Raw genomic sequence first — 17,968 nt, forward strand, 5'->3', positions numbered from 1 at the left:
CGGCTACGCCGTCTTCTGCTCCCCCGAGCCCCGGCCGCGCGTGTCGCGCGGGATCAGGGTCGGGTTGACGTTCGACAGGACGACATCGGCGGTGATGACGACGCGGGCGACGTCCTTGCGGGACGGCACCTCGTACATCACGCCCTGGAGGACTTCCTCCATGATGGCGCGCAGGCCGCGCGCGCCGGTCTGGCGCAGGATGGCCTGGTCGGCGATGGCCTCCAGCGCCTCGCGCTCGAAGTCCAGCTCGACGCCGTCGAGTTCGAACAGGCGCTGGTACTGCTTGACGAGCGCGTTGCGCGGCTCGACGAGGATCTGCAGCAGGGCCTCGCGGTCCAGGTTGTGCACGCTGGTGATCACCGGCAGACGGCCGATGAACTCCGGGATCATGCCGAACTTGACCAGGTCCTCCGGCATGACGTCCTCGAAGACGTCCTTGGCGTCCAGCTCGCGCTTGGACAGGATCGTCGCGCCGAAGCCGATGCCCTTGGCGCCGGCCCGGGACTCGATGATCTTCTCCAGGCCGGAGAAGGCGCCGCCCACGATGAACAGGACGTTCGTCGTGTCGATCTGGATGAACTCCTGGTGCGGGTGCTTGCGTCCGCCCTGCGGCGGGACGGAGGCGGTGGTGCCCTCCAGGATCTTCAGCAGGGCCTGCTGGACGCCCTCGCCGGAGACGTCGCGGGTGATCGACGGGTTCTCGCTCTTGCGGGCGACCTTGTCGATCTCGTCGATGTAGATGATCCCGGTCTCGGCCTTCTTGACGTCGTAGTCCGCCGCCTGGATCAGCTTCAGCAGGATGTTCTCGACGTCCTCGCCGACGTACCCCGCCTCGGTGAGCGCGGTGGCGTCGGCGATGGCGAACGGCACGTTCAGCATGCGCGCCAGGGTCTGCGCGAGCAGCGTCTTGCCCGAACCCGTGGGGCCGAGCAGCAGGATGTTGGACTTCGCCAGCTCGATCGCGTCGTCCCGGCCGCTGCCGCCGCCGTTCTCGCCCGCCTGGACCCGCTTGTAGTGGTTGTACACCGCGACGGAGAGGGCCTTCTTGGCGGCCTCCTGGCCGACCACGTAGCCCTCGAGGAACTCGTAGATCTCCCGGGGCTTGGGCAGTTCCTCCCAGCGCACCTCGCTGGTCTCCGCGAGTTCTTCCTCGATGATCTCGTTACAGAGATCGATGCACTCGTCGCAGATGTACACACCGGGCCCTGCGATGAGCTTCTTGACCTGCTTCTGGCTCTTGCCGCAGAACGAGCACTTGAGCAGATCGCCGCCGTCACCGATGCGTGCCACGGTGTGCTTCCCCTTCGCCTGGGAGTCGACTGGACGTTACGAGTCCAGCGGCTCCTGGTGCTGCCTTATGTCCGACGGTACCTTGCCGGGCCCGGTGTTCGGGCCCCCCTTGGCAGGGTTCACTTGGAGTGCACCGTGCCAAGGGGGGCCGGACGTGGGTGGGTCCGCGTCAGCGGACCGTGCTGTTGTTCAGCTTGCGGGTGGAGATGATCTGGTCGACGAGACCGTACGCCAGCGCGTCCTCGGCCGTGAGGATCTTGTCGCGCTCGATGTCCTCGCGGATCTTCTCGATCGGCTGGTTCGAGTGCTTGGCCAGCATGTCCTCCAGCTGCTCGCGCATGCGGGTGAACTCGTTGGCGATGATCTCCAGGTCGGAGAGCTGGCCGCGGCCGGTGGAGCCGGCCGGCTGGTGGATCAGCACGCGGGAGTTCGGCAGCGCCATGCGCTTGCCCGGCGTACCGGCGGCGAGCAGGATGGCCGCGGCGGAGGCCGCCTGGCCCATGCAGACCGTCTGGATGTCGGGCTTCACGAACTGCATGGTGTCGTAGATCGCCGTCAGGGCGGTCATGTCGCCACCGGGGCTGTTGATGTAGATCGAGATGTCCCGGTCCGGGTCCATCGACTCCAGGCACAGCAGCTGGGCCATGACGTCGTTGGCGGAGGCGTCGTCGATCTGGACGCCGAGGAAGATCACGCGCTCTTCGAAGAGCTTCGCGTACGGGTCGTACTCGCGGATGCCCTGCGAGGTGCGCTCGATGAAGCGCGGGACGACGTAGCGGCTCTCGGGGCGGGGCCCTTCGTACAGGCCGCTGGCGGCGCCGGGGAAGTTGCTCATGGGGTGTTCACCGTCCTGGTGGCGTTCTGGGGGCTGGGGTCTCGGCGGTGCGCGGTGTGGCCGGGCCGGTCAGGCACCGGTGCCGCCGCCTCCCGGAACACCCGAGGCGTGCGCGATGATCTCGTCGATGAGACCGTACTCCTTGGCCTCTTCCGGGGTGAACCAGCGGTCGCGGTCGCCGTCGCGGATGATCGCCTCGACCGTCTGGCCGGAGTGGAGCGCGGTCAGCTCGGCCATGCGCTTCTTGGTACGCAGGAGGTACTCGGCCTGGATCTTGATGTCCGACACCGTACCGCCGAGGCCCGCGGAGCCCTGGTGCATCATGATGTCCGCGTGCGGCAGGGCGAAACGCTTGCCGGCGGCACCGCCGGTGAGCAGGAACTGGCCCATGGAGGCCGCCATGCCCATGGCGATGGTGACCACGTCGTTCGGGATGTACTGCATGGTGTCGTAGATCGCCATGCCGGCCGTCACCGAGCCGCCGGGGCTGTTGATGTAGAGGTAGACGTCCTTGTCCGGGTCCGCGGCCAGGAGCAGCAGCTGTGCGGTGATCTTGTTGGCGATGTCGTCGTCCACCTGCTGGCCGAGGAAGATGATTCGCTCGTTGAGCAGCCGGTTGTAGACCTGGTCGCCGAGGCCACCACCGATGGAAGGCTCGCCGGCGGCGGAGGGCATCAGATTCGTCACGTATCCACCTGCTCGTCTTGCGACGGCGCCGGGCCGTCTCGTCGTTCTGCCGGAGGCTTGGCGGGAGGGTTTCAGGAGACTCCCCTGCCCCCGTACTCATGGACCCTAACGCTCGGCTGCCTCCGGGGAATCCCGGAGATGGGAGTGTTCGCCTCGGGCGTAGCGCCTCCGACGGGCTCCGGTGGGGGCGGGGGCGGTGCGCATCGGGGGCGGGAAGGCGGCTGGCGGGGCGGGACGCGGTGGACGGGGCGCTGCGCGCCCGGGCGGGACGCGGGCGTGTTGCGGCGCCGGGGGCGCCGGGCTCGGTGGGGGGCGGGGCGGGCGTGTTGCGGCTCCGGGGGGGGTGCGGGCGTCGGGCTCGGCGGGGGCGGGGCTCGCTGGGGGCCTGGTGCGCGTCGGGGGCGGGGCGGGCGTGTTGCGCTCGGCCGGGGACGCGGGGCGCCGGGCTCGGTGGGGGCGGGACGCGCTGGGGGCCTGGTGCGCGTCGGGGGCGGGGCGCGGGCGTGTTGTGCGCGGCCGGGGGCGCGGGGCGTTGGGCTCGGTGGGGGCGGGACGCGCTGGGGGCCTGGGTGCGCGTCGGGGGCGGGGCGCGGGCGTGTTGCGGCTCCGCCGGGGGCGCGGGGCGCCGGGCTCGGTGAGGGCGGGACGCGCTGGGGGCCTAGTGAGCGTCGGGGGCGGGGCGCGGGCGTGTTGTGCGCGGCCGGGGACGCGGGGCGCTGGGCTGGGGCTCGCGGCGGTGGCTGCCTGCGCCTGGGGGCGTCCCGGAGGGAAAAGGCGGGCCTGGTGGCCGGGACACGCAGGCGTTGCCGGGGGAACGCGCGGGCGCGGCTGCCGGGGCTGCGGAGGCGCAGCCGCCGGGACACCCAGGTGCGGCGGCCTGGGCCGGGGGCTCGCCGAGAGACGCGCGGCGTGATCGCCGGGGACCCGGCGCGTCGGCAGGTACGCGGGCATCGCCAGGACGCGGAGACGCGGCCACCGGGGCACGTAGGCGCGCGGCCGGGACTCGGGGAGTACGGCGCGGGGTACGGCGCCCCGCAGGGACGTGGCGCCTGGCAGCACGGACGTGCGGACGCTGCTGGAGGGGCGCGGGGACGCGGGGCGCCGGAACGGGCGAGCGAGGCCCGCGGGGCCCGGGGCGCGTGGTGGGCGGGCTGCCGGTGTGGCGGCGTACGCGGGCGTGGCTGTCGGGACCGGCGGGACGGCCGGACGCGTCGGCCTCGGCCGATGACGCGGGGACGCGTGACCCGGCTGCGGGTCCGGCGCCGCAGGGGACGTAGGCGCCGGGGCGCGCGGGCGTTGTCGGCGAGACGCCGGCCGCCGGCATCGGAACGCGTGGGCGTGACGGCTGGGGCCTGGGGCGCCGCTCCAGCAGGGCGGGGGCCCGGCGGCCGAGGCGCGCGGGCACTGCCGGGGGGCACGGGGCGCAGGTGCCGGAAGGCGCGAGCGTGGCCCGAGGGGCTCTGGGTGCCCGTGGCGGGCGGGCCGCGGGTGCGGCGGCGTACGCGGCGTGGCTGTCGGGACCGGCGGGGCGGCCGGACGCGCCGACCTCGGCCGATGACGCGGGGACCTGTGACCAGGCCGCGGGCATGTTGCCGGCAAGGCGCCGAACGTTCGGCACCAGGGCGCGTGGGCGTGGTGGCCTGGGTCTGTGGCGCCGCTCCAGCAGGGCGTGGGCGCTGGCGGCCGGGACGCGGGGGCGCTGTGGCCTGAGGGGCCCGGGGGCGTGGCGGGCGGGCCGCGGGTGTGGCGGCGTACGCGGGCGTGGCTGTCGGGGCCGGCGGGGCGGCCGGACGTGCCGGCCTCGGCCGATGACGCGGGGACGCGTGACCCGGCTGCGGGTCCGGCGCCGCAGGGGACGTAGGCGCCGGGGCGCGCGGGCGTGGCGGCCTGGGTCTGGGGCGTCGCTCCAGCACGGCATGGGAGCCGGGGTCGGGACGCAGGAGCGCTCTGGCCCGAGGGCCAGGGGCGCGTGGTGGGCGGGCTGCCGGTGTGGCGGCGTACGGGGGCGTGGCTGTCGGGGCCGGCGGGGCGGCCGGACGTGCCGGGCTCGGCCGATGACGCGTGTGACCAGGCTGCGGGTGCGGCGCCGTAGGCGCGCGGGCGCTGTCGGCACGGAGCGGAACGCAGGCGTCGGGCGGACTGGGGCGTCGTTCCGGAAGGGCGTGGGGCCTGGCGGCCGGGACGCGGGGACGCTCGGCCGAGGGGCCCGGGGCGCGACGGGTGCGACGGCGTGGCGTCGGGGCCGGCGGGGCGACCGGGTCGGGTCGGCGACGTGGGGCGGTGGGTGTTGCCGGGGTATGGCGGCGGGCCCCGGGGTAGCCCGGGGCCCGTCGTGTGCGCTGGGGGCTGATCAGCCCTCGGTGTTCTCCTCGGAGGTCTCCGACGCCTCGGCGGCCTCGGTCTCCTCCTCCTCGTCGTCCAGGTCGACGATCTCGCCGTTGGTGTCCTTCACCGTGGCGGCCTCGACCACGACGGCCAGGGCCTTGCCGCGGGCGACCTCGCCGACGAGGAGGGGCACCTGGCCGCCCTCGACGACGGCCTGGGCGAACTGGTCGGGGGACATGCCGGAGGAGGCCGCACGCCGCATGAGGTGCTCGGTGAGCTCCTCCTGGTTGACGTTCAGCTGCTCCTTCTTGACCAGCTCGTCCAGGACGAACTGGGTCTTGATGCCCTTGACCGCGGCCTCGCGGGTCTCGGTCTCGAACTCCTCGGCGGTCTTGCCCTGGATCTCCAGGTACTTGTCGAGGGTGAGGCCCATCTGGCCGAGCTGGTGGTGCTCCAGGTTGTGCTTGCGGGTGTTGATCTCGTCCTCGAGGAGCTTCTCCGGGACGGGGACCTCCACCAGCTCCAGCAGCTTCTCCAGGACGCGCTCCTGGGCCTGCGTGGCCTGGTCGAACTGCTTCATGTTGGCCAGGCGCTTGCGGCTGTCGGCCTTCAGGTCCTCGAGCGTGTCGAACTCGGAGGCGAGCTGCGCGAACTCGTCGTCCAGCTCGGGCAGCTCCCGCTTGGCGACCTGGGTGACCTTGACGGTGACCTCGGCCTCCTTGCCCGCGGCGGAGCCGCCCTTCAGCTCGGAGGTGAAGGTGGCCTCGCCACCGGCCTCCAGGCCCTTCACGGCGTCGTCGATGCCGTCCAGCAGCTCACCGGAGCCGATGGTGTAGGAGACGCCGCTGGCGATGCCGTCCTCCAGGACCTCGCCGTCGACCTTGGCCTCCAGGTCGATGGTGACGACGTCGCCGTCCTCGGCGGCCCGCTCGACCGGGGAGGTGGTGGCGAAGCGCTCGCGGAGCTGCTCGACCGACTTCTCGACGTCCTCGTCGGTGACCTCGACGGCGTCGACCTCGACCTCGATACCGGAGTAGTCCGGGATCTCGACGGCCGGGCGGACGTCGACCTCGGCGGTGAAGTTCAGCGTCTCGCCGTCCTTCAGCTCGGTGATGTCGACGTCGGGCTGGCCCAGCGGGCTCAGCTCGGCCTCGTTGACCGCCTCGGTGTAGAACTTGGGCAGCGCGTCGTTGACGGCCTCCTCCAGCACCGCACCGCGGCCGAACCGCTGGTCGATCACGCGGGCCGGGATCTTGCCCTTACGGAAGCCCTTCACCGTGACCTGCTGGTTGATCTTCTTGTACGCCGCGTCGAGGCTGTCCTTGAGCTCCTCGAAGGGCACCTCGACAGTGAGCCGAACCCGGGTCGGGTTCAGGGTCTCCACGGCGCTCTTCACGGTTCGGTCTCCTTGTGGCTGACTTCTTGGGTTCTGCCGGAGCCAGACAGGTCCGGCGGATTCGCCGCCCGGACGAGTTCGTAGGCCGTGGGGGCCGAGGACACACGGGCGCGCAGCTTGCATAGTAACCGCAGCGGGTCAGCGCCCCAAAAGGCGATCTTCACGGCGTCGTGTGCTGGTGGTCGGGGTGGCGGGATTTGAACCCACGGCCTTCCGCTCCCAAAGCGGACGCGCTACCAAGCTGCGCCACACCCCGTCTGGTGTGCGACACGTAGGGTACATGCCGCGACCGGCGACGGCGGCCGGATCGTCCGCACCGACACGCGGAGCCCCTCCGCGGCGACACCCGGGGCCCTTCCCCGCCGGCACGCGGGACACCTCCCCTACACGGCGGCAGGCGGCCCCGACCGCACCGGCGCACGGTCCCCGGCTGCGGGTGGCGCACGGCCCCCGTCTGCTGGTGGCGCACGGATCGCTCGCGCGGCGACACGCGCGGTGCCGCCCCGGGGACGGCGCCGGCCCTCCCGGGGCCGTCCCGGCGGAAGTCGTTGGCCTCGTCGGCGGGCGACCCGCTACGATGCCTCCAGTGCCGCGGTCACGGACCTGTGGCGCAGCGTTGCGGGCGTAGCTCAATGGTAGAGCCCTAGTCTTCCAAACTAGCTACGCGGGTTCGATTCCCGTCGCCCGCTCTGGATGCCGAAGGCCCAGGTGAGAGGTTGATTTCCTCTCCCTGGGCCTTCGGTCGTCCCGGGGGCTGCCCCGCCCCGGGTCCGCGCTGCTCCGGACGGGTGAGCGGCCTCCCCCGCCGGTTCAGAACTTGATCGCGTCGATGGAGTCCGCTATCGAGTTCAGGAAACGGGTGAGCGGCGGCGCCATGCCGGTGGAGGCCAGGAAGAAACCGAAGAGGATCGCCACGACGGCCGGGCCGGCCTTGAGGTTCCCTCCCCGCATCAGCACCACCAGGATGATCGCCAACAGCAGCACCACAGACAGTGAAATGGCCACAACTGATCCCGCCCTCGGTCGGTCCGCTCTCCCGGCCCGGAGGTGCCGTCCGCACCTCCGCCAGAGACATCGTGCCACCAACGGGGCCCTTGCATGCGGCCTATGACACATCGTCGGGCAGCGGCCCGCCGCGGGCGATCTCCCGCACAGTAATTCGACCGGAGATCCGCACACGGCCCGTCCGGACTCACCGTGGAATTACCCGGATTCGTTTCCGTGTCCACACATCCCGCGCACAGGTATTGGAAATTGATGACACAGAGGCGATGTATGCCCCAATTAGTCGGGAAGAATCGGGACATCAAGGGTCAACCGATGACCCGTCTGTGCGCATCGTCACCTCAACGGGAGTGACTCGCCCGGCAAATGAACGGGTATCCGAGCGCGATAACCAGGAATGACTGCGGAGGTTTTACGGAATCCCGCAGACGACGCTAGGGTGCCTGAGATGTTTGACGCCGCCCCGTCCCCCGGCCCGAACCGCAGCCCGCTCCCCCCGGCACAGCCGCCGGCGGACGCGGTGCCCGCCCCGCGCGACCCGGCGGGCGCGCCCGAGCGGCCGGCCCCGGACAGACCCGCCCGGCAGCGCGACGCGTTCTTCGACAACGCCAAGTACCTGGCCATCGTGCTCGTCGCGATGGGGCATTCGTGGGAGCCGCTGAAGGGGGACAGCCGGATCCTGGAAGCCGCGTACACCGTCGTGTACAGCTTCCACATGCCGGCGTTCATCATCATCTCCGGCTTTTTCTCGCGCGGTTTCGATATGCGCCCGGACCGGCTGAAGCGGCTGGTCACCGGAGTGCTCGTACCGTATGTGGTGTTCGAGACGGCGTACCCGCTGTTCAAGAACCTCGTCACCGGCTCGCACGAGGACATCAGCCTCCTCGACCCCTGGTACCTGACCTGGTTCCTGGTCGCGCTGTTCGTCTGGCGGCTGACCACGCCCCTGTGGAAGCTGGTGCGCCGGCCGCTGCCGCTGGCCCTCGCCGTCGCCATGCTGGCGACCGTCAGCCCGAACATCGGCGACGACCTCGACCTCCAGCGCGTCCTGCAGTTCCTGCCGTACTTCGTGCTCGGCCTGTGCATGAAGCCCGAGCACTTCCGGCTGGTGCGCCGTCGCTGGGTGCGGATCGCCTCGGCCCCGGTGTTCGCGGCGGCGCTGGCGGTCGGCTGGTGGGCGGTGCCGCGCATGAACACCGCGTGGTTCTACCACCGCGACTCGGCGCAGGAACTGGGCGCGCCCTGGTGGTGCGGCCCGGTGATGACGCTCGCGCTGATGGCCTGCTCGCTGGTGCTGACGGCCTGCTTCTTCGCGTGGGTGCCGGGCCGCACGACGTGGTTCACGGCGCTCGGCGCGGGCACGCTCTACGGCTATCTGCTGCACGGCTTCCTGGTGAAGCTGGGCGACTACCGCGGCTGGTTCGAGCACCCCTGGCTGCACCGGCCGCTCGGCGAGATCCTGGTGACCGTGCTCGCCGCGGCGGCCGTCACGGCGCTGTGCACCGCGCCGGTGCGGCGCGTCTTCCGGTTCGCGATGGAGCCGCGGATGGACTGGGCGTTCCGGCGGGACCCGGCCGAACAGGCCCGCGAGCGGCACCGCCGGCGGGAGACGGCCGACGCGTAGGGCCTCTCGTGCGGACCCGGACGCCGGCCCCCCCCCGGCCGGTCACGGTCGCAGGCCGAGCAGGGCGCGCATCCGGGTGTACTTGCCGGTCAGCCGTTCCCGGACCGGTCCGGGAAGGAGCGCGAGCCGTCGCGGGTCGGCGTTGTGCGCGAGGTCGGCCTCCTTCACCAGCAGCGCGCCCGGGGTGGCGAGGATCCGGCCGGCGTACGCCTCCGGCGTTTCCCCGGGCTGCTTGGTGAGGGCGCGCACGATGGCCTTGGTCCGTCCGGTCAGGGGGGCCGTGGCGAGCCACCGCTCGCTGAGCGCGGCGTCCTCCACGGAGTCGTGCAGCCAGGCCGCCGCGATCTGTTCCGGGTCGCCGCCGCGGGCGCGGACGCCTTCGGCGACGGCCGCGAGGTGCTCGGCGTAGGGCCGGCCGGCCTTGTCGGTCTGGCCGTCGTGGGCGGCGCGCGCGAGGGCCTCGACCTCGGCGAGGGTGAGCGGGGTCATGCCGCCAGTGTCCCCCGGCGGCCGCGCGCTCAGCGGGCGGCGGCTTGCTCGCGGCAGATCAGCAGCAGCGCCCGGTCGTCGTTGACGTCCTTGGCGACCGCTTCGATGAGGTGCCAGGCGGCGCCGTGGAAGCCGCCGGCCACATAGCGGTCGGCCTCGCCGGTGAGCCGGTCGATGCCCTCCACGATGTCCCGCTCGGAGGTCTCCACCAGACCGTCCGTGAACAGCATCAACACGTCACCGGGGCGCAGCGAGCCCTTCACCGGGTCGAACTGGGCGCCGTCGTACACACCCAGCAGCGGGCCCTCGGCCGCCTTCTCCTCCCAGCGTCCGCTGCCCGCGCTCAGCTGGAGCCCCGGCGGATGGCCCGCGGAGTACAGCTCGTAGTCCCCGGAGTCCAGGTCCAGGACCAGGTGGATGGAGGTGGCGAAGCCCTCCTCCCAGTCCTGGCGGAGCAGATAGCCGTTGGCGGCCGGGAGGAAGGCGTGCGGGGGCAGCGAGCCGAGGAGGCCGCCGAAAGCGCCGGACAGCAGCAGGGCGCGCGAGCCCGCGTCCATGCCCTTGCCGGACACGTCCGTGAGCACGACCTCCAGCGTCCGGCCCCCGTTGGTCCGGGCGGCGACGACGAAGTCACCGGAGAAGGACTGGCCGCCCGCCGGCCGCAGCGCCATCTCGTGGTGCCAGCCCCTGGGCAGCTTCGGCAGCTTGCTCTGCACCCGGATGCGCTCGCGCAGGTCGAACAGCATGGTGCCGCCGCGCCGCCAGGGCACGCCGACCCGGCTGCGGAACTGCGCGGTCAGCAGCCCGAAGAAGCCGCACGCGGCGACCACCAGGACCACGCCGGGAGTGACCCGGGACGGGCCCTCGGTGTACGGGCCGAGCCGTACCGACTCCACGATCAGCGCGGTGGCCGCCGCCGCGTACAGGCCGAGCAGGCTCGCCGGGCGCAGCAGCAGTCCGCCGGCGACGATCGGCAGCACCAGGGTGGCCGGTGAGCACCACACCGGTTCCAGGAGGGTCATGGCCGCGAGGACCGGAATGGTCAGCAGCAGTCCGGCGAAGGCGATCCAGTCGGAGCCGTCGCCGCGGAAGTAGTCCACGGCGCTTTTGCGCAGCCCGACGCGGGCCCGGTGCCATCGCATCTTCCACCGGGCCGTGAACGTCTCGGCCTTCGCGCGCCGCTGTCGTCCTGCTGCCATCAGTTCGGGACCCTATCCAGCGGACCGGCCGCTTGGCACGGGAGGTCCCACTTGTCCCCCGTGCGGGATTCCGCTTCGCCCCGCGCACGCCCGGTTCCGGGCGGCCCGGCGCGCAGGAAATCACTGGCTCGTCCCGCAGGGCCCTGATAGGCATGGCGTATGGGGACTGTGCACGGAACCGAGTTGAAGGTACTGCGCGAGGACGAGTGGGACCGGTGGTACGACACCCTGTACCGCGGGTTCGGCGCGCGGCGGGCCTGCGCCGAGGAGCGCGAACGGGACCGGGCGGTCACCGAGTTCGACCGCTCCCTCGCCGCCTGGGACGCGGCGGAGATCGTCGGCACGGCGGGCGCCTTCAGCTTCCGGATGACCGTGCCGGGCGGGAGCGCGGTCCCGGCGGCCGGGGTGACGATGGTGAGCGTGGCGGCCACCCACCGGCGGCGCGGGGTGCTGACCTCGATGATGCGCCGGCAACTGGACGACGTCCGCGCGCTGGGCGAGCCGCTGGCGGTGCTGACCGCGTCCGAGCCCGCCATCTACGGCCGGTTCGGGTACGGCGCCGCGGCCTTCCTGCTCCGCGTCGAGGTCGACACCAGCCGGGTGACGCTGGCGCTGCCGGCCGGCACCGAGGAGGTCCGGCTGCGGTACGCCGAGCCGGCCGACGTCCTGGACGCCTGCGAGGCGGTGTACGCGGCCCTGGTCCCGCGCCGGCCCGGCATGCTGGCCCGGCAGCCGGGCTGGGAGCGGGTCCCCCTGGCCGACCCGGAGCGCGACCGGGACGGGGCGACGCCGTTGCAGTGCGTGGTCGCCGAACGGGACGGCGAGATCACCGGCTACGCCCGCTTCCGCACCAAGACCGGCTGGAGCGAGCGGGGCGCCGACGGCACGGTGCGGCTCGCGGACCTGGCCGGTCTCGACCCGGTGACCGAGGCCGCGCTGTGGCGCTTCCTGTGCGGCATCGACCTGATGACGACCCTGTCGGTGCCGTCGCTGCCGGTGGACGCCGCGCTGCCGCACCTCGTCTCCGACATCCGCCGCTGCGGGCCGCGACTGGGCGACGACGCCTACGTCCGGCTCGTGGACGTCGGCGCGGCGCTCGCGGCCCGCACCTACCAGGCGCCGGTGGACGTGGTGTTCGAGGTCGAGGACGCCTTCTGCCCCTGGAACGCGGGGCGCTGGCGGCTGACCGGCGACGCGAAGGGCGCGTCCTGCGAGCGTACGGCCGACGCGGCGGAACTCGCCCTGTCCGTACGGGAGCTGGGCTCGGCCTATCTGGGCGGGGTGTCGCTGCTGTCGCTGGCGTCGGCCGGGCGGGTGCGGGAACTGCGGCCGGGCGCGCTGACGGAGGCGTCGGTGGCGTTCGGCTCACCGCTGGCGCCGTGGCTGCCGCACGGCTTCTAGGCGCTCTTCCGGCAACCGCGTTAGGGCGCCCAAGGGTTGCTGTGACCCTGATAGCCGCGCAGGTCCTGACCGCTCATCCCGCAACCGCCGCACGGCTTGCGGGGGGTGTTCAGGTGCGCTGGCAGGTCGGGCACCAGAAGAGGTTGCGGGCGGCGAGGCCGGCGGTGCGGATGCCGTCGCCGCAGATGTGGCACGGCAGGTTCGCGCGGCGGTAGACGTACACCTCGCCGCCGTGGTCGTCCACGCGGGGCGGGCGGCCCATGGCCTTGGGGGTGTGCTCGGGGCGGACGGTGTCGATCCGGTTGTTCCGCACGCCTTCGCTCATCAGGGCGACGAGGTCGCTCCAGAGGGCGTCCCACTCGGCCGGGGTGAGGTCACGGCCCGCGCGGTACGGGTCGATGCCGTGCCGGAAGAGGACTTCGGCGCGGTAGACGTTGCCGACGCCGGCGACGATCTTCTGGTCCATGAGCAGCGCGGCGATCGTCGTACGGCTGCGGGAGATCCTGCGGTACGCCGCGGCCGGGTCGGCGTCCGCGCGCAGCGGGTCGGGGCCGAGGCGGTCGTGGATCGCCTGTTTCTCGGCGTCCGTGAGCAGCGCGCAGGTGGTGGGGCCGCGCAGGTCGGCGTAGGCGGTGTCGCCGGCGAGCCGGAGCCGGACGGTGTCGGCGGGCGGGGGCGGCGGTGCGGGGCCGAAGCCCACCTTGCCGAAGAGGCCGAGGTGGATGTGGACCCAGTCGGCGTCGCGGAAGCCCAGGAAGAGGTGCTTGCCGTGGGCGTCGGTCGCGGTCGGCGCGGTGCGGTCCAGGAGGGCGGCGGCGTCGGAGAACTTGCCCTGGGGACTGGTGACGCGTACGGGCCTGCCGAGGAAACGCTCGGCGTAGTCCCGGGCGAGCCGGTGGATGGTGTGCCCTTCCGGCACGGCTGAGGTGTCCTTTCCCTGCCTGGCGCGCGCCCGCGCACCCGTCCGGCGGACGCGACGGAGGCCGGGGCGCCAACGCCTCCGGCCTCCGGCGTCGCGGCTAGTCCTGCGGGTGGTGGGCCGGGATGGGCGGGAGGTCGCCGGTCGTCTCGTACACCGACAGCATGTCGATGCGGCGGACGTGCCGCTCCTCACCGGAGAACGGGGTGTTCAGGAAGATCTCGACGAACTTGGCCGCCTCCTGCGTGCTGTGCATCCGCGCGCCCACGGCGATCACGTTGGCGTCGTTGTGCTGCCGCCCGAGCGCCGCCGTCTCCTCGCTCCAGGCCAGCGCGGCGCGCACGCCCTTGACCTTGTTCGCGGCGATCTGCTCGCCGTTGCCGGAGCCGCCGATCACGACGCCGAGGGAGTCCGGGTCGGCGGCCGTCCGCTCCGCGGCGCGCAGGCAGAACGGCGGGTAGTCGTCCTGGGCGTCGTAGAGGTGCGGCCCGCAGTCGACGGGCTCGTGGCCGGCGGCCTTCAGCCACTCGGCGAGGTGGTTCTTCAGTTCGTAGCCCGCATGGTCCGAGCCGAGATACACGCGCATGCCACGAGTGTGACACGCCGGTTCCGGGGCAGCAGCCTCAGGGTCTCGGCGGTCGGCCGGGTTCGGAAACTGTGAGTGACGCCATAGATCCCCAAGGGAACCGCAAGTAACGATCCGGAATCAGAGGTTTCCCAAACTCTTCGCCTCGGATTCACTGGACCGACTCGTACACCGCTCGTACGGGCAGCTCCACCTGGCGCAAAGGAAATCCGTCCATGACCCCTGGTTCGGGCCTCCAAGCAGGACTCAAAAACCGCCACCTGACGATGATCGCGATCGGTGGTGTCATCGGGGCCGGCCTCTTCGTCGGTTCCAGTTCCGGTATCGCCACCGCGGGACCCGGCATCCTCTTGTCCTACGCCCTCGTCGGCACGCTCGTCGTCCTCGTGATGCGCATGCTCGGCGAGATGTCCGCCGCCAATCCGACCTCCGGCTCCTTCTCCGCGCACGCCGACCGCGCGCTCGGCCGCTGGGCCGGTTTCTCCATCGGATGGCTCTACTGGTTCTTCTGGGTCGTCGTGCTCGCCGTCGAGGCGACCGCCGGCGCGAAGATCCTCGAAGGCTGGGTCCCGGCCGTCCCGCAATGGGGCTGGGCACTGATCGTGATGACCGTGCTCACCGCGACCAACCTGGTCTCCGTCGGCTCCTACGGCGAATTCGAATTCTGGTTCGCCGGCATCAAGGTCGTGGCGATCGGCGCGTTCGTCGTGATCGGTCTGCTGGCCGTGTTCGGCGTGCTGCCGGGCGTGCACGCCGACAAGGCGTCCTTCGGGAACCTCACCTCGCACGGCGGTTTCCTGCCGCACGGTCCGGGCGCGATCCTCACCGGCGTACTGCTGGTCGTCTTCTCCTTCATGGGCAGCGAGATCGCCACCCTGGCGGCCGGCGAGTCCGAGGACCCGCAGCGCGCGGTCACCAAGTCCACCAACAGCATCATCTGGCGGATCGGCGTCTTCTACCTCGGTTCGATCCTGGTCGTGGTCTCGCTGCTGCCCTGGGACGACGCGGCCATCGCCAAGGACGGCTCCTACGTCGCGGCGCTGAACTCGCTCGGCATCGCCCACGCCGGCCAGATCATGAACGTGATCGTGCTGACCTCGGTGCTGTCCTGTCTGAACTCCGGCCTCTACACGGCGTCCCGGATGGCCTTCTCGCTCGGCGAGCGCGGTGACGCGCCGAAGGCGTTCGCGCGGGTCAACAGCCGGGGCGTGCCGCTGGCCGCGATCCTCGCCTCGGTCGTGTTCGGCTTCGTCGCGGTCTTCTTCAACTACCTGTCTCCGGACAAGATCTTCCTGTTCCTCGTGAACTCGTCCGGCGCGGTGGCCCTGTTCGTGTGGCTGGTCATCTGCTTCTCGCAGCTGCGGATGCGGAAGATCATCCAGCGCGAGGCGCCGGAGAAGCTGGTCGTGAAGATGTGGCTGTACCCGTACCTGACCTGGGCGACGGCCGCGCTGATCGTGGCCGTGCTGGTCTACATGCTCTTCGACACCGAGCACGACGGCCGCCAGACGGTGCTGCTGTCGCTGCTGGTGGCGGCGATCGTGCTGGTGATCGCCGTGGTCAGGCAGCGGATCGCGGCGGGCCGCCCGGCCCCGGCGGCCGAGACGCCGGCCGACAAGGTGTCCGTCGGCTGATCCGGCACCCCTGATACGGCGACGGCCGCATGAACCGACGGAGTACGTCGGCTCATGCGGCCGTGCCGCGTTCGGGACCGGAGCCTCAGCGCTTGTCCGCGATCTTCCAGGCCGTCGGCAGCAGGCCCATCGCCAGGGCGGCCTTGAGGGCGTCGCCGATCAGGAACGGGGTGAGGCCCGCCGCGATCGCCTGGGACGCGGACAGGTGGGCCGCCAGGGCCAGGTAGGGCACGCCGACGGCGTAGATGACGGCCTCGCCCAGGAGCATGGTGCCGGCCATGCGCAGCGCGGAGCGGTCCGCGCCGCGGCGGGCCAGGGCGCCGACGAGGGCGGAGGCCAGGAGCATGCCGAGGACGTAGCCGAAGGAGACCAGGCCGGTGCCGGACTTGCCGTCCGCGAACCAAGGCACGCCCGCGAGGCCGGCGACCGCGTACAGCGCGAGGGAGAGCAGGCCGCGGCGGGCGCCGAGGGCGGTGCCGACGAGCAGCGCGGCGAAGGTCTGGCCGGTCACCGGCACCGGGGAGCCGGGCACGGGCACCGAGAGCTGGGCCGCGAGGCCGGTGAGCGCGGCACCGCCGAGGACGAGGGCGGCGTCGCGGACGCGGGTGGCCGGGAGCAGGTCGGCGAGGACTGCGCCGGGGCGGGCGGTGGCGGTGGCGGTGCTCATGGGGACTCCGCGGGATGGTGTGGACACGTCGGGACACCGTGACGCTATACCGGGGCACTCGTGCCGATCACCGTCAGCGCCCGACAAAGGGCTGAACGATCGCTTGGTGGGCTCCGGACAAAGGGCGCCGGTTACACCGGTGCGGGCGTGACGCTGATCACGAGGGAAGGGACGTTTCGCTCACGCCGGGCCGGCGCACCGGGACTGTGGGGTCCCGCCAAACCGACCCCGCCCGGCCCCCGGCGGACACGGCCCCCGGAAGACGCCTGCCGGAGCGTGACCTGAGGGTGGCGTTCCGTAAAAGTTATGTCCGGATAATGGGAAACCCCTTCGCCTGAGCGGACGGGCCGCCCACACTGGCGGGGTTTTTACCCGCCCCTTGCCCTGGGAGAGCCGCGCCCATGCCCAGCAGCACACCCACGAAGACCTCGCCGCAGCAGCGACCGGACGGCTCCCTCTCCCACGGTCTCAAACAACGCCATCTGTCGATGATCGCCCTCGGCGGGGTGATCGGCGCGGGCCTCTTCGTCGGCTCCGGCGCGGGCATCGCCGCGGCCGGCCCGTCCATCGTGGTCGCCTACGCCCTCTCCGGGCTGCTGGTGATGCTGGTGATGCGGATGCTCGGCGAGATGTCGGCCGCCTACCCGTCGTCGGGCTCCTTCTCCGCGCACGCCGAGCGGGCGATCGGGCCGTGGGCGGGCTTCACCGCGGGCTGGTCGTTCTGGGTGCTGCTGTGTACGGCGGTCGGCCTGGAGGGCATCGGCGCCGCGAAGATCGTCCAGGGCTGGCTGCCGGGCACCCCGCAGTGGATGTGGGTGGCCCTGTTCATGCTGGTGTTCTGCGGGACGAACCTGGCCGCGGTGAAGAACTTCGGCGAGTTCGAGTTCTGGTTCGCCACGCTGAAGGTCGGCGCGATCAGCCTGTTCCTGATCCTCGGCGTGCTGGCCATCGCGGGCGTGCTGCCCGGCACGGACTCCCCCGGCGCCTCGAACCTCACCGACTTCCTGCCGCACGGCGGCAACGGCCTGGTGATCGGCCTGCTCGCCTCGGTCTTCGCCTACGGCGGCCTGGAGACGGTCACCATCGCGGCGGCCGAGTCGGAGGACCCGGTGCGCGGGGTCGCCTCCGCCGTGCGCACGGCGATGTGGCGGATCGCCGTCTTCTACATCGGCTCCATGGCGGTCGCCGTCACCCTGGTCCCGTGGGACTCCAAGGAGGTCATGGAGAAGGGCCCGTACATCGCCACGCTGAACCGGCTCGACATCCCCGGCGCGGGCGAGCTGATGAACGTGGTCGTCCTGGTCGCCCTGCTCTCCGCCATGAACGCCAACATCTACGGCGCCTCGCGCATCGGCTACTCGCTGGTCGAGCGCGGCCAGGGCCCGCGGGTGCTGGCGCGGCTGTCCGGCGGGGTGCCGCGGATCGCGGTGATGGTCTCCTGCGTCCTCGGCTTCGTCTGCGTGCTGCTCAGCTACTGGCGCCCGGACGACATCTTCAAGTGGCTGCTGAACATGATCGGCGCGGTGATCCTGGTCGTCTGGATCTTCATCGCGGTCTCCCAGCTGATGCTGCGCCGCCGTATCGATCGCGAGGCGCCCGAGAAGCTGGTCGTGCGCATGTGGGCCTTCCCGTGGCTGACCTGGGTGGCGCTGGCCGGCATGGTCGCGATCTTCGTTCTGATGGCCCGCGAGCCGGACACCCGGGTGCAGCTCTACTCCACCGGCGCCATGACCCTGTGCCTGGCGGCGGTCGGGTACGGCTGGCAGCGGCTGCGCGCCCGGAGCTGACCCCGGCACCGCGCGCGACGGCCCGGCGCGTACGGCACGAAGGCCCCCACGGAACGACACGTGGGGGCCTTTCTGTTGCTCGGGCGCACTTATTGCTAGCGTGTACTTGCAAGCGACTTGCAAT

14 protein-coding genes and 2 tRNA genes are annotated in these 17,968 nt (G+C 72.0%); 5 read left to right on the forward strand and 11 right to left on the reverse strand.

Annotated features, from left to right (window positions below; genetic code table 11):
- Positions 1–3: 3 nt before the first annotated feature.
- The 5 genes from clpX to ACZ4SV_RS23095 form a co-directional block, all read right to left on the reverse strand.
- On the reverse strand, positions 4–1,290 hold the full coding sequence (clpX, locus tag ACZ4SV_RS23075) for an ATP-dependent Clp protease ATP-binding subunit ClpX (protein ID WP_468006195.1): 1,287 nt from the start codon (positions 1,288–1,290) through the stop codon (positions 4–6).
- A 169-nt stretch (positions 1,291–1,459) separates the two neighbouring features.
- Positions 1,460–2,125: an ATP-dependent Clp protease proteolytic subunit gene (locus ACZ4SV_RS23080; RefSeq protein WP_468006196.1), complete on the reverse strand. Its 666-nt coding sequence runs from the start codon at positions 2,123–2,125 to the stop codon at positions 1,460–1,462.
- A gap of 69 nt (positions 2,126–2,194) precedes the next feature.
- Positions 2,195–2,800 (reverse strand): ATP-dependent Clp protease proteolytic subunit, encoded by a 606-nt coding sequence (locus ACZ4SV_RS23085; protein WP_365884148.1) that lies wholly within the window; start codon positions 2,798–2,800, stop codon positions 2,195–2,197.
- 2,362 nt (positions 2,801–5,162) lie between these two features.
- Positions 5,163–6,533, reverse strand: coding sequence for a trigger factor (gene tig / locus ACZ4SV_RS23090; protein WP_468006197.1), 1,371 nt, complete (start codon positions 6,531–6,533; stop codon positions 5,163–5,165).
- A 179-nt stretch (positions 6,534–6,712) separates the two neighbouring features.
- Positions 6,713–6,789, reverse strand: a tRNA-Pro gene (locus tag ACZ4SV_RS23095).
- Positions 6,790–7,151: 362 nt separating this feature from the next.
- Between ACZ4SV_RS23095 and ACZ4SV_RS23100 the strand changes: the two genes are divergently transcribed.
- Positions 7,152–7,222: transfer RNA gene (locus tag ACZ4SV_RS23100), tRNA-Gly, on the forward strand.
- A 121-nt stretch (positions 7,223–7,343) separates the two neighbouring features.
- Here the strand turns inward: ACZ4SV_RS23100 and ACZ4SV_RS23105 are convergent.
- Complete coding sequence (locus tag ACZ4SV_RS23105) at positions 7,344–7,538, reverse strand: hypothetical protein (protein WP_365873156.1); 195 nt, start codon at positions 7,536–7,538, stop codon at positions 7,344–7,346.
- A 448-nt stretch (positions 7,539–7,986) separates the two neighbouring features.
- Between ACZ4SV_RS23105 and ACZ4SV_RS23110 the strand changes: the two genes are divergently transcribed.
- Entirely contained in the window at positions 7,987–9,162 is a 1,176-nt protein-coding gene (locus ACZ4SV_RS23110; protein ID WP_468006198.1) for an acyltransferase family protein, read from the forward strand.
- Positions 9,163–9,204: 42 nt separating this feature from the next.
- On the opposite strand, the gene ACZ4SV_RS23115 is transcribed toward ACZ4SV_RS23110, so the two are convergent.
- Positions 9,205–9,651: an HD domain-containing protein gene (locus ACZ4SV_RS23115; RefSeq protein WP_468006199.1), complete on the reverse strand. Its 447-nt coding sequence runs from the start codon at positions 9,649–9,651 to the stop codon at positions 9,205–9,207.
- A 29-nt stretch (positions 9,652–9,680) separates the two neighbouring features.
- Entirely contained in the window at positions 9,681–10,850 is a 1,170-nt protein-coding gene (locus ACZ4SV_RS23120; protein ID WP_365873162.1) for a PP2C family protein-serine/threonine phosphatase, read from the reverse strand.
- Between the two features lie 159 nt (positions 10,851–11,009).
- Between ACZ4SV_RS23120 and ACZ4SV_RS23125 the strand changes: the two genes are divergently transcribed.
- Positions 11,010–12,251, forward strand: a complete 1,242-nt coding sequence (locus ACZ4SV_RS23125; RefSeq protein ID WP_468006200.1) for a GNAT family N-acetyltransferase — start codon at positions 11,010–11,012, stop codon at positions 12,249–12,251.
- A 109-nt stretch (positions 12,252–12,360) separates the two neighbouring features.
- Here the strand turns inward: ACZ4SV_RS23125 and ACZ4SV_RS23130 are convergent, their stop codons facing one another.
- Complete coding sequence (locus tag ACZ4SV_RS23130; protein ID WP_468006201.1) at positions 12,361–13,170, reverse strand: Fpg/Nei family DNA glycosylase; 810 nt, start codon at positions 13,168–13,170, stop codon at positions 12,361–12,363.
- Positions 13,171–13,270: 100 nt separating this feature from the next.
- Positions 13,271–13,756, reverse strand: coding sequence for a ribose-5-phosphate isomerase (locus tag ACZ4SV_RS23135; RefSeq protein ID WP_468006202.1), 486 nt, complete (start codon positions 13,754–13,756; stop codon positions 13,271–13,273).
- A 215-nt stretch (positions 13,757–13,971) separates the two neighbouring features.
- On the opposite strand from ACZ4SV_RS23135, the gene ACZ4SV_RS23140 reads away from it, so the two are divergent.
- The gene (locus ACZ4SV_RS23140; protein ID WP_365873170.1) at positions 13,972–15,390 is read left to right on the forward strand and encodes an amino acid permease; all 1,419 of its coding nucleotides are present in this window, start codon (positions 13,972–13,974) and stop codon (positions 15,388–15,390) included.
- Positions 15,391–15,475: 85 nt separating this feature from the next.
- On the opposite strand, the gene ACZ4SV_RS23145 is transcribed toward ACZ4SV_RS23140, so the two are convergent.
- Complete coding sequence (locus ACZ4SV_RS23145; protein ID WP_468006203.1) at positions 15,476–16,057, reverse strand: biotin transporter BioY; 582 nt, start codon at positions 16,055–16,057, stop codon at positions 15,476–15,478.
- Positions 16,058–16,458: 401 nt separating this feature from the next.
- Between ACZ4SV_RS23145 and ACZ4SV_RS23150 the strand changes: the two genes are divergently transcribed.
- Positions 16,459–17,844, forward strand: coding sequence for an amino acid permease (locus ACZ4SV_RS23150; protein WP_468006204.1), 1,386 nt, complete (start codon positions 16,459–16,461; stop codon positions 17,842–17,844).
- Positions 17,845–17,968 lie beyond the last annotated feature (124 nt).

The organism is Streptomyces sp. NPDC027672 (genome assembly GCF_055566335.1).

Excerpts from the sequence above, each read along its gene's own strand:
- ACZ4SV_RS23080 (WP_468006196.1), bottom strand. The coding sequence starts at position 2,125 with ATGAGCAACTTCCCCGGCGCCGCCAGCGGCCTGTACGAAGGGCCCCGC.
- ACZ4SV_RS23085 (WP_365884148.1), bottom strand. The coding sequence starts at position 2,800 with ATGCCCTCCGCCGCCGGCGAGCCTTCCATCGGTGGTGGCCTCGGCGAC.
- ACZ4SV_RS23110 (WP_468006198.1), top strand. The coding sequence starts at position 7,987 with ATGTTTGACGCCGCCCCGTCCCCCGGCCCGAACCGCAGCCCGCTCCCC.
- ACZ4SV_RS23115 (WP_468006199.1), bottom strand. The coding sequence starts at position 9,651 with ATGACCCCGCTCACCCTCGCCGAGGTCGAGGCCCTCGCGCGCGCCGCC.
- ACZ4SV_RS23120 (WP_365873162.1), bottom strand. The coding sequence starts at position 10,850 with ATGGCAGCAGGACGACAGCGGCGCGCGAAGGCCGAGACGTTCACGGCC.
- ACZ4SV_RS23125 (WP_468006200.1), top strand. The coding sequence starts at position 11,010 with ATGGGGACTGTGCACGGAACCGAGTTGAAGGTACTGCGCGAGGACGAG.
- ACZ4SV_RS23135 (WP_468006202.1), bottom strand. The coding sequence starts at position 13,756 with ATGCGCGTGTATCTCGGCTCGGACCATGCGGGCTACGAACTGAAGAAC.
- ACZ4SV_RS23140 (WP_365873170.1), top strand. The coding sequence starts at position 13,972 with ATGACCCCTGGTTCGGGCCTCCAAGCAGGACTCAAAAACCGCCACCTG.
- ACZ4SV_RS23145 (WP_468006203.1), bottom strand. The coding sequence starts at position 16,057 with ATGAGCACCGCCACCGCCACCGCCCGCCCCGGCGCAGTCCTCGCCGAC.
- ACZ4SV_RS23150 (WP_468006204.1), top strand. The coding sequence starts at position 16,459 with ATGCCCAGCAGCACACCCACGAAGACCTCGCCGCAGCAGCGACCGGAC.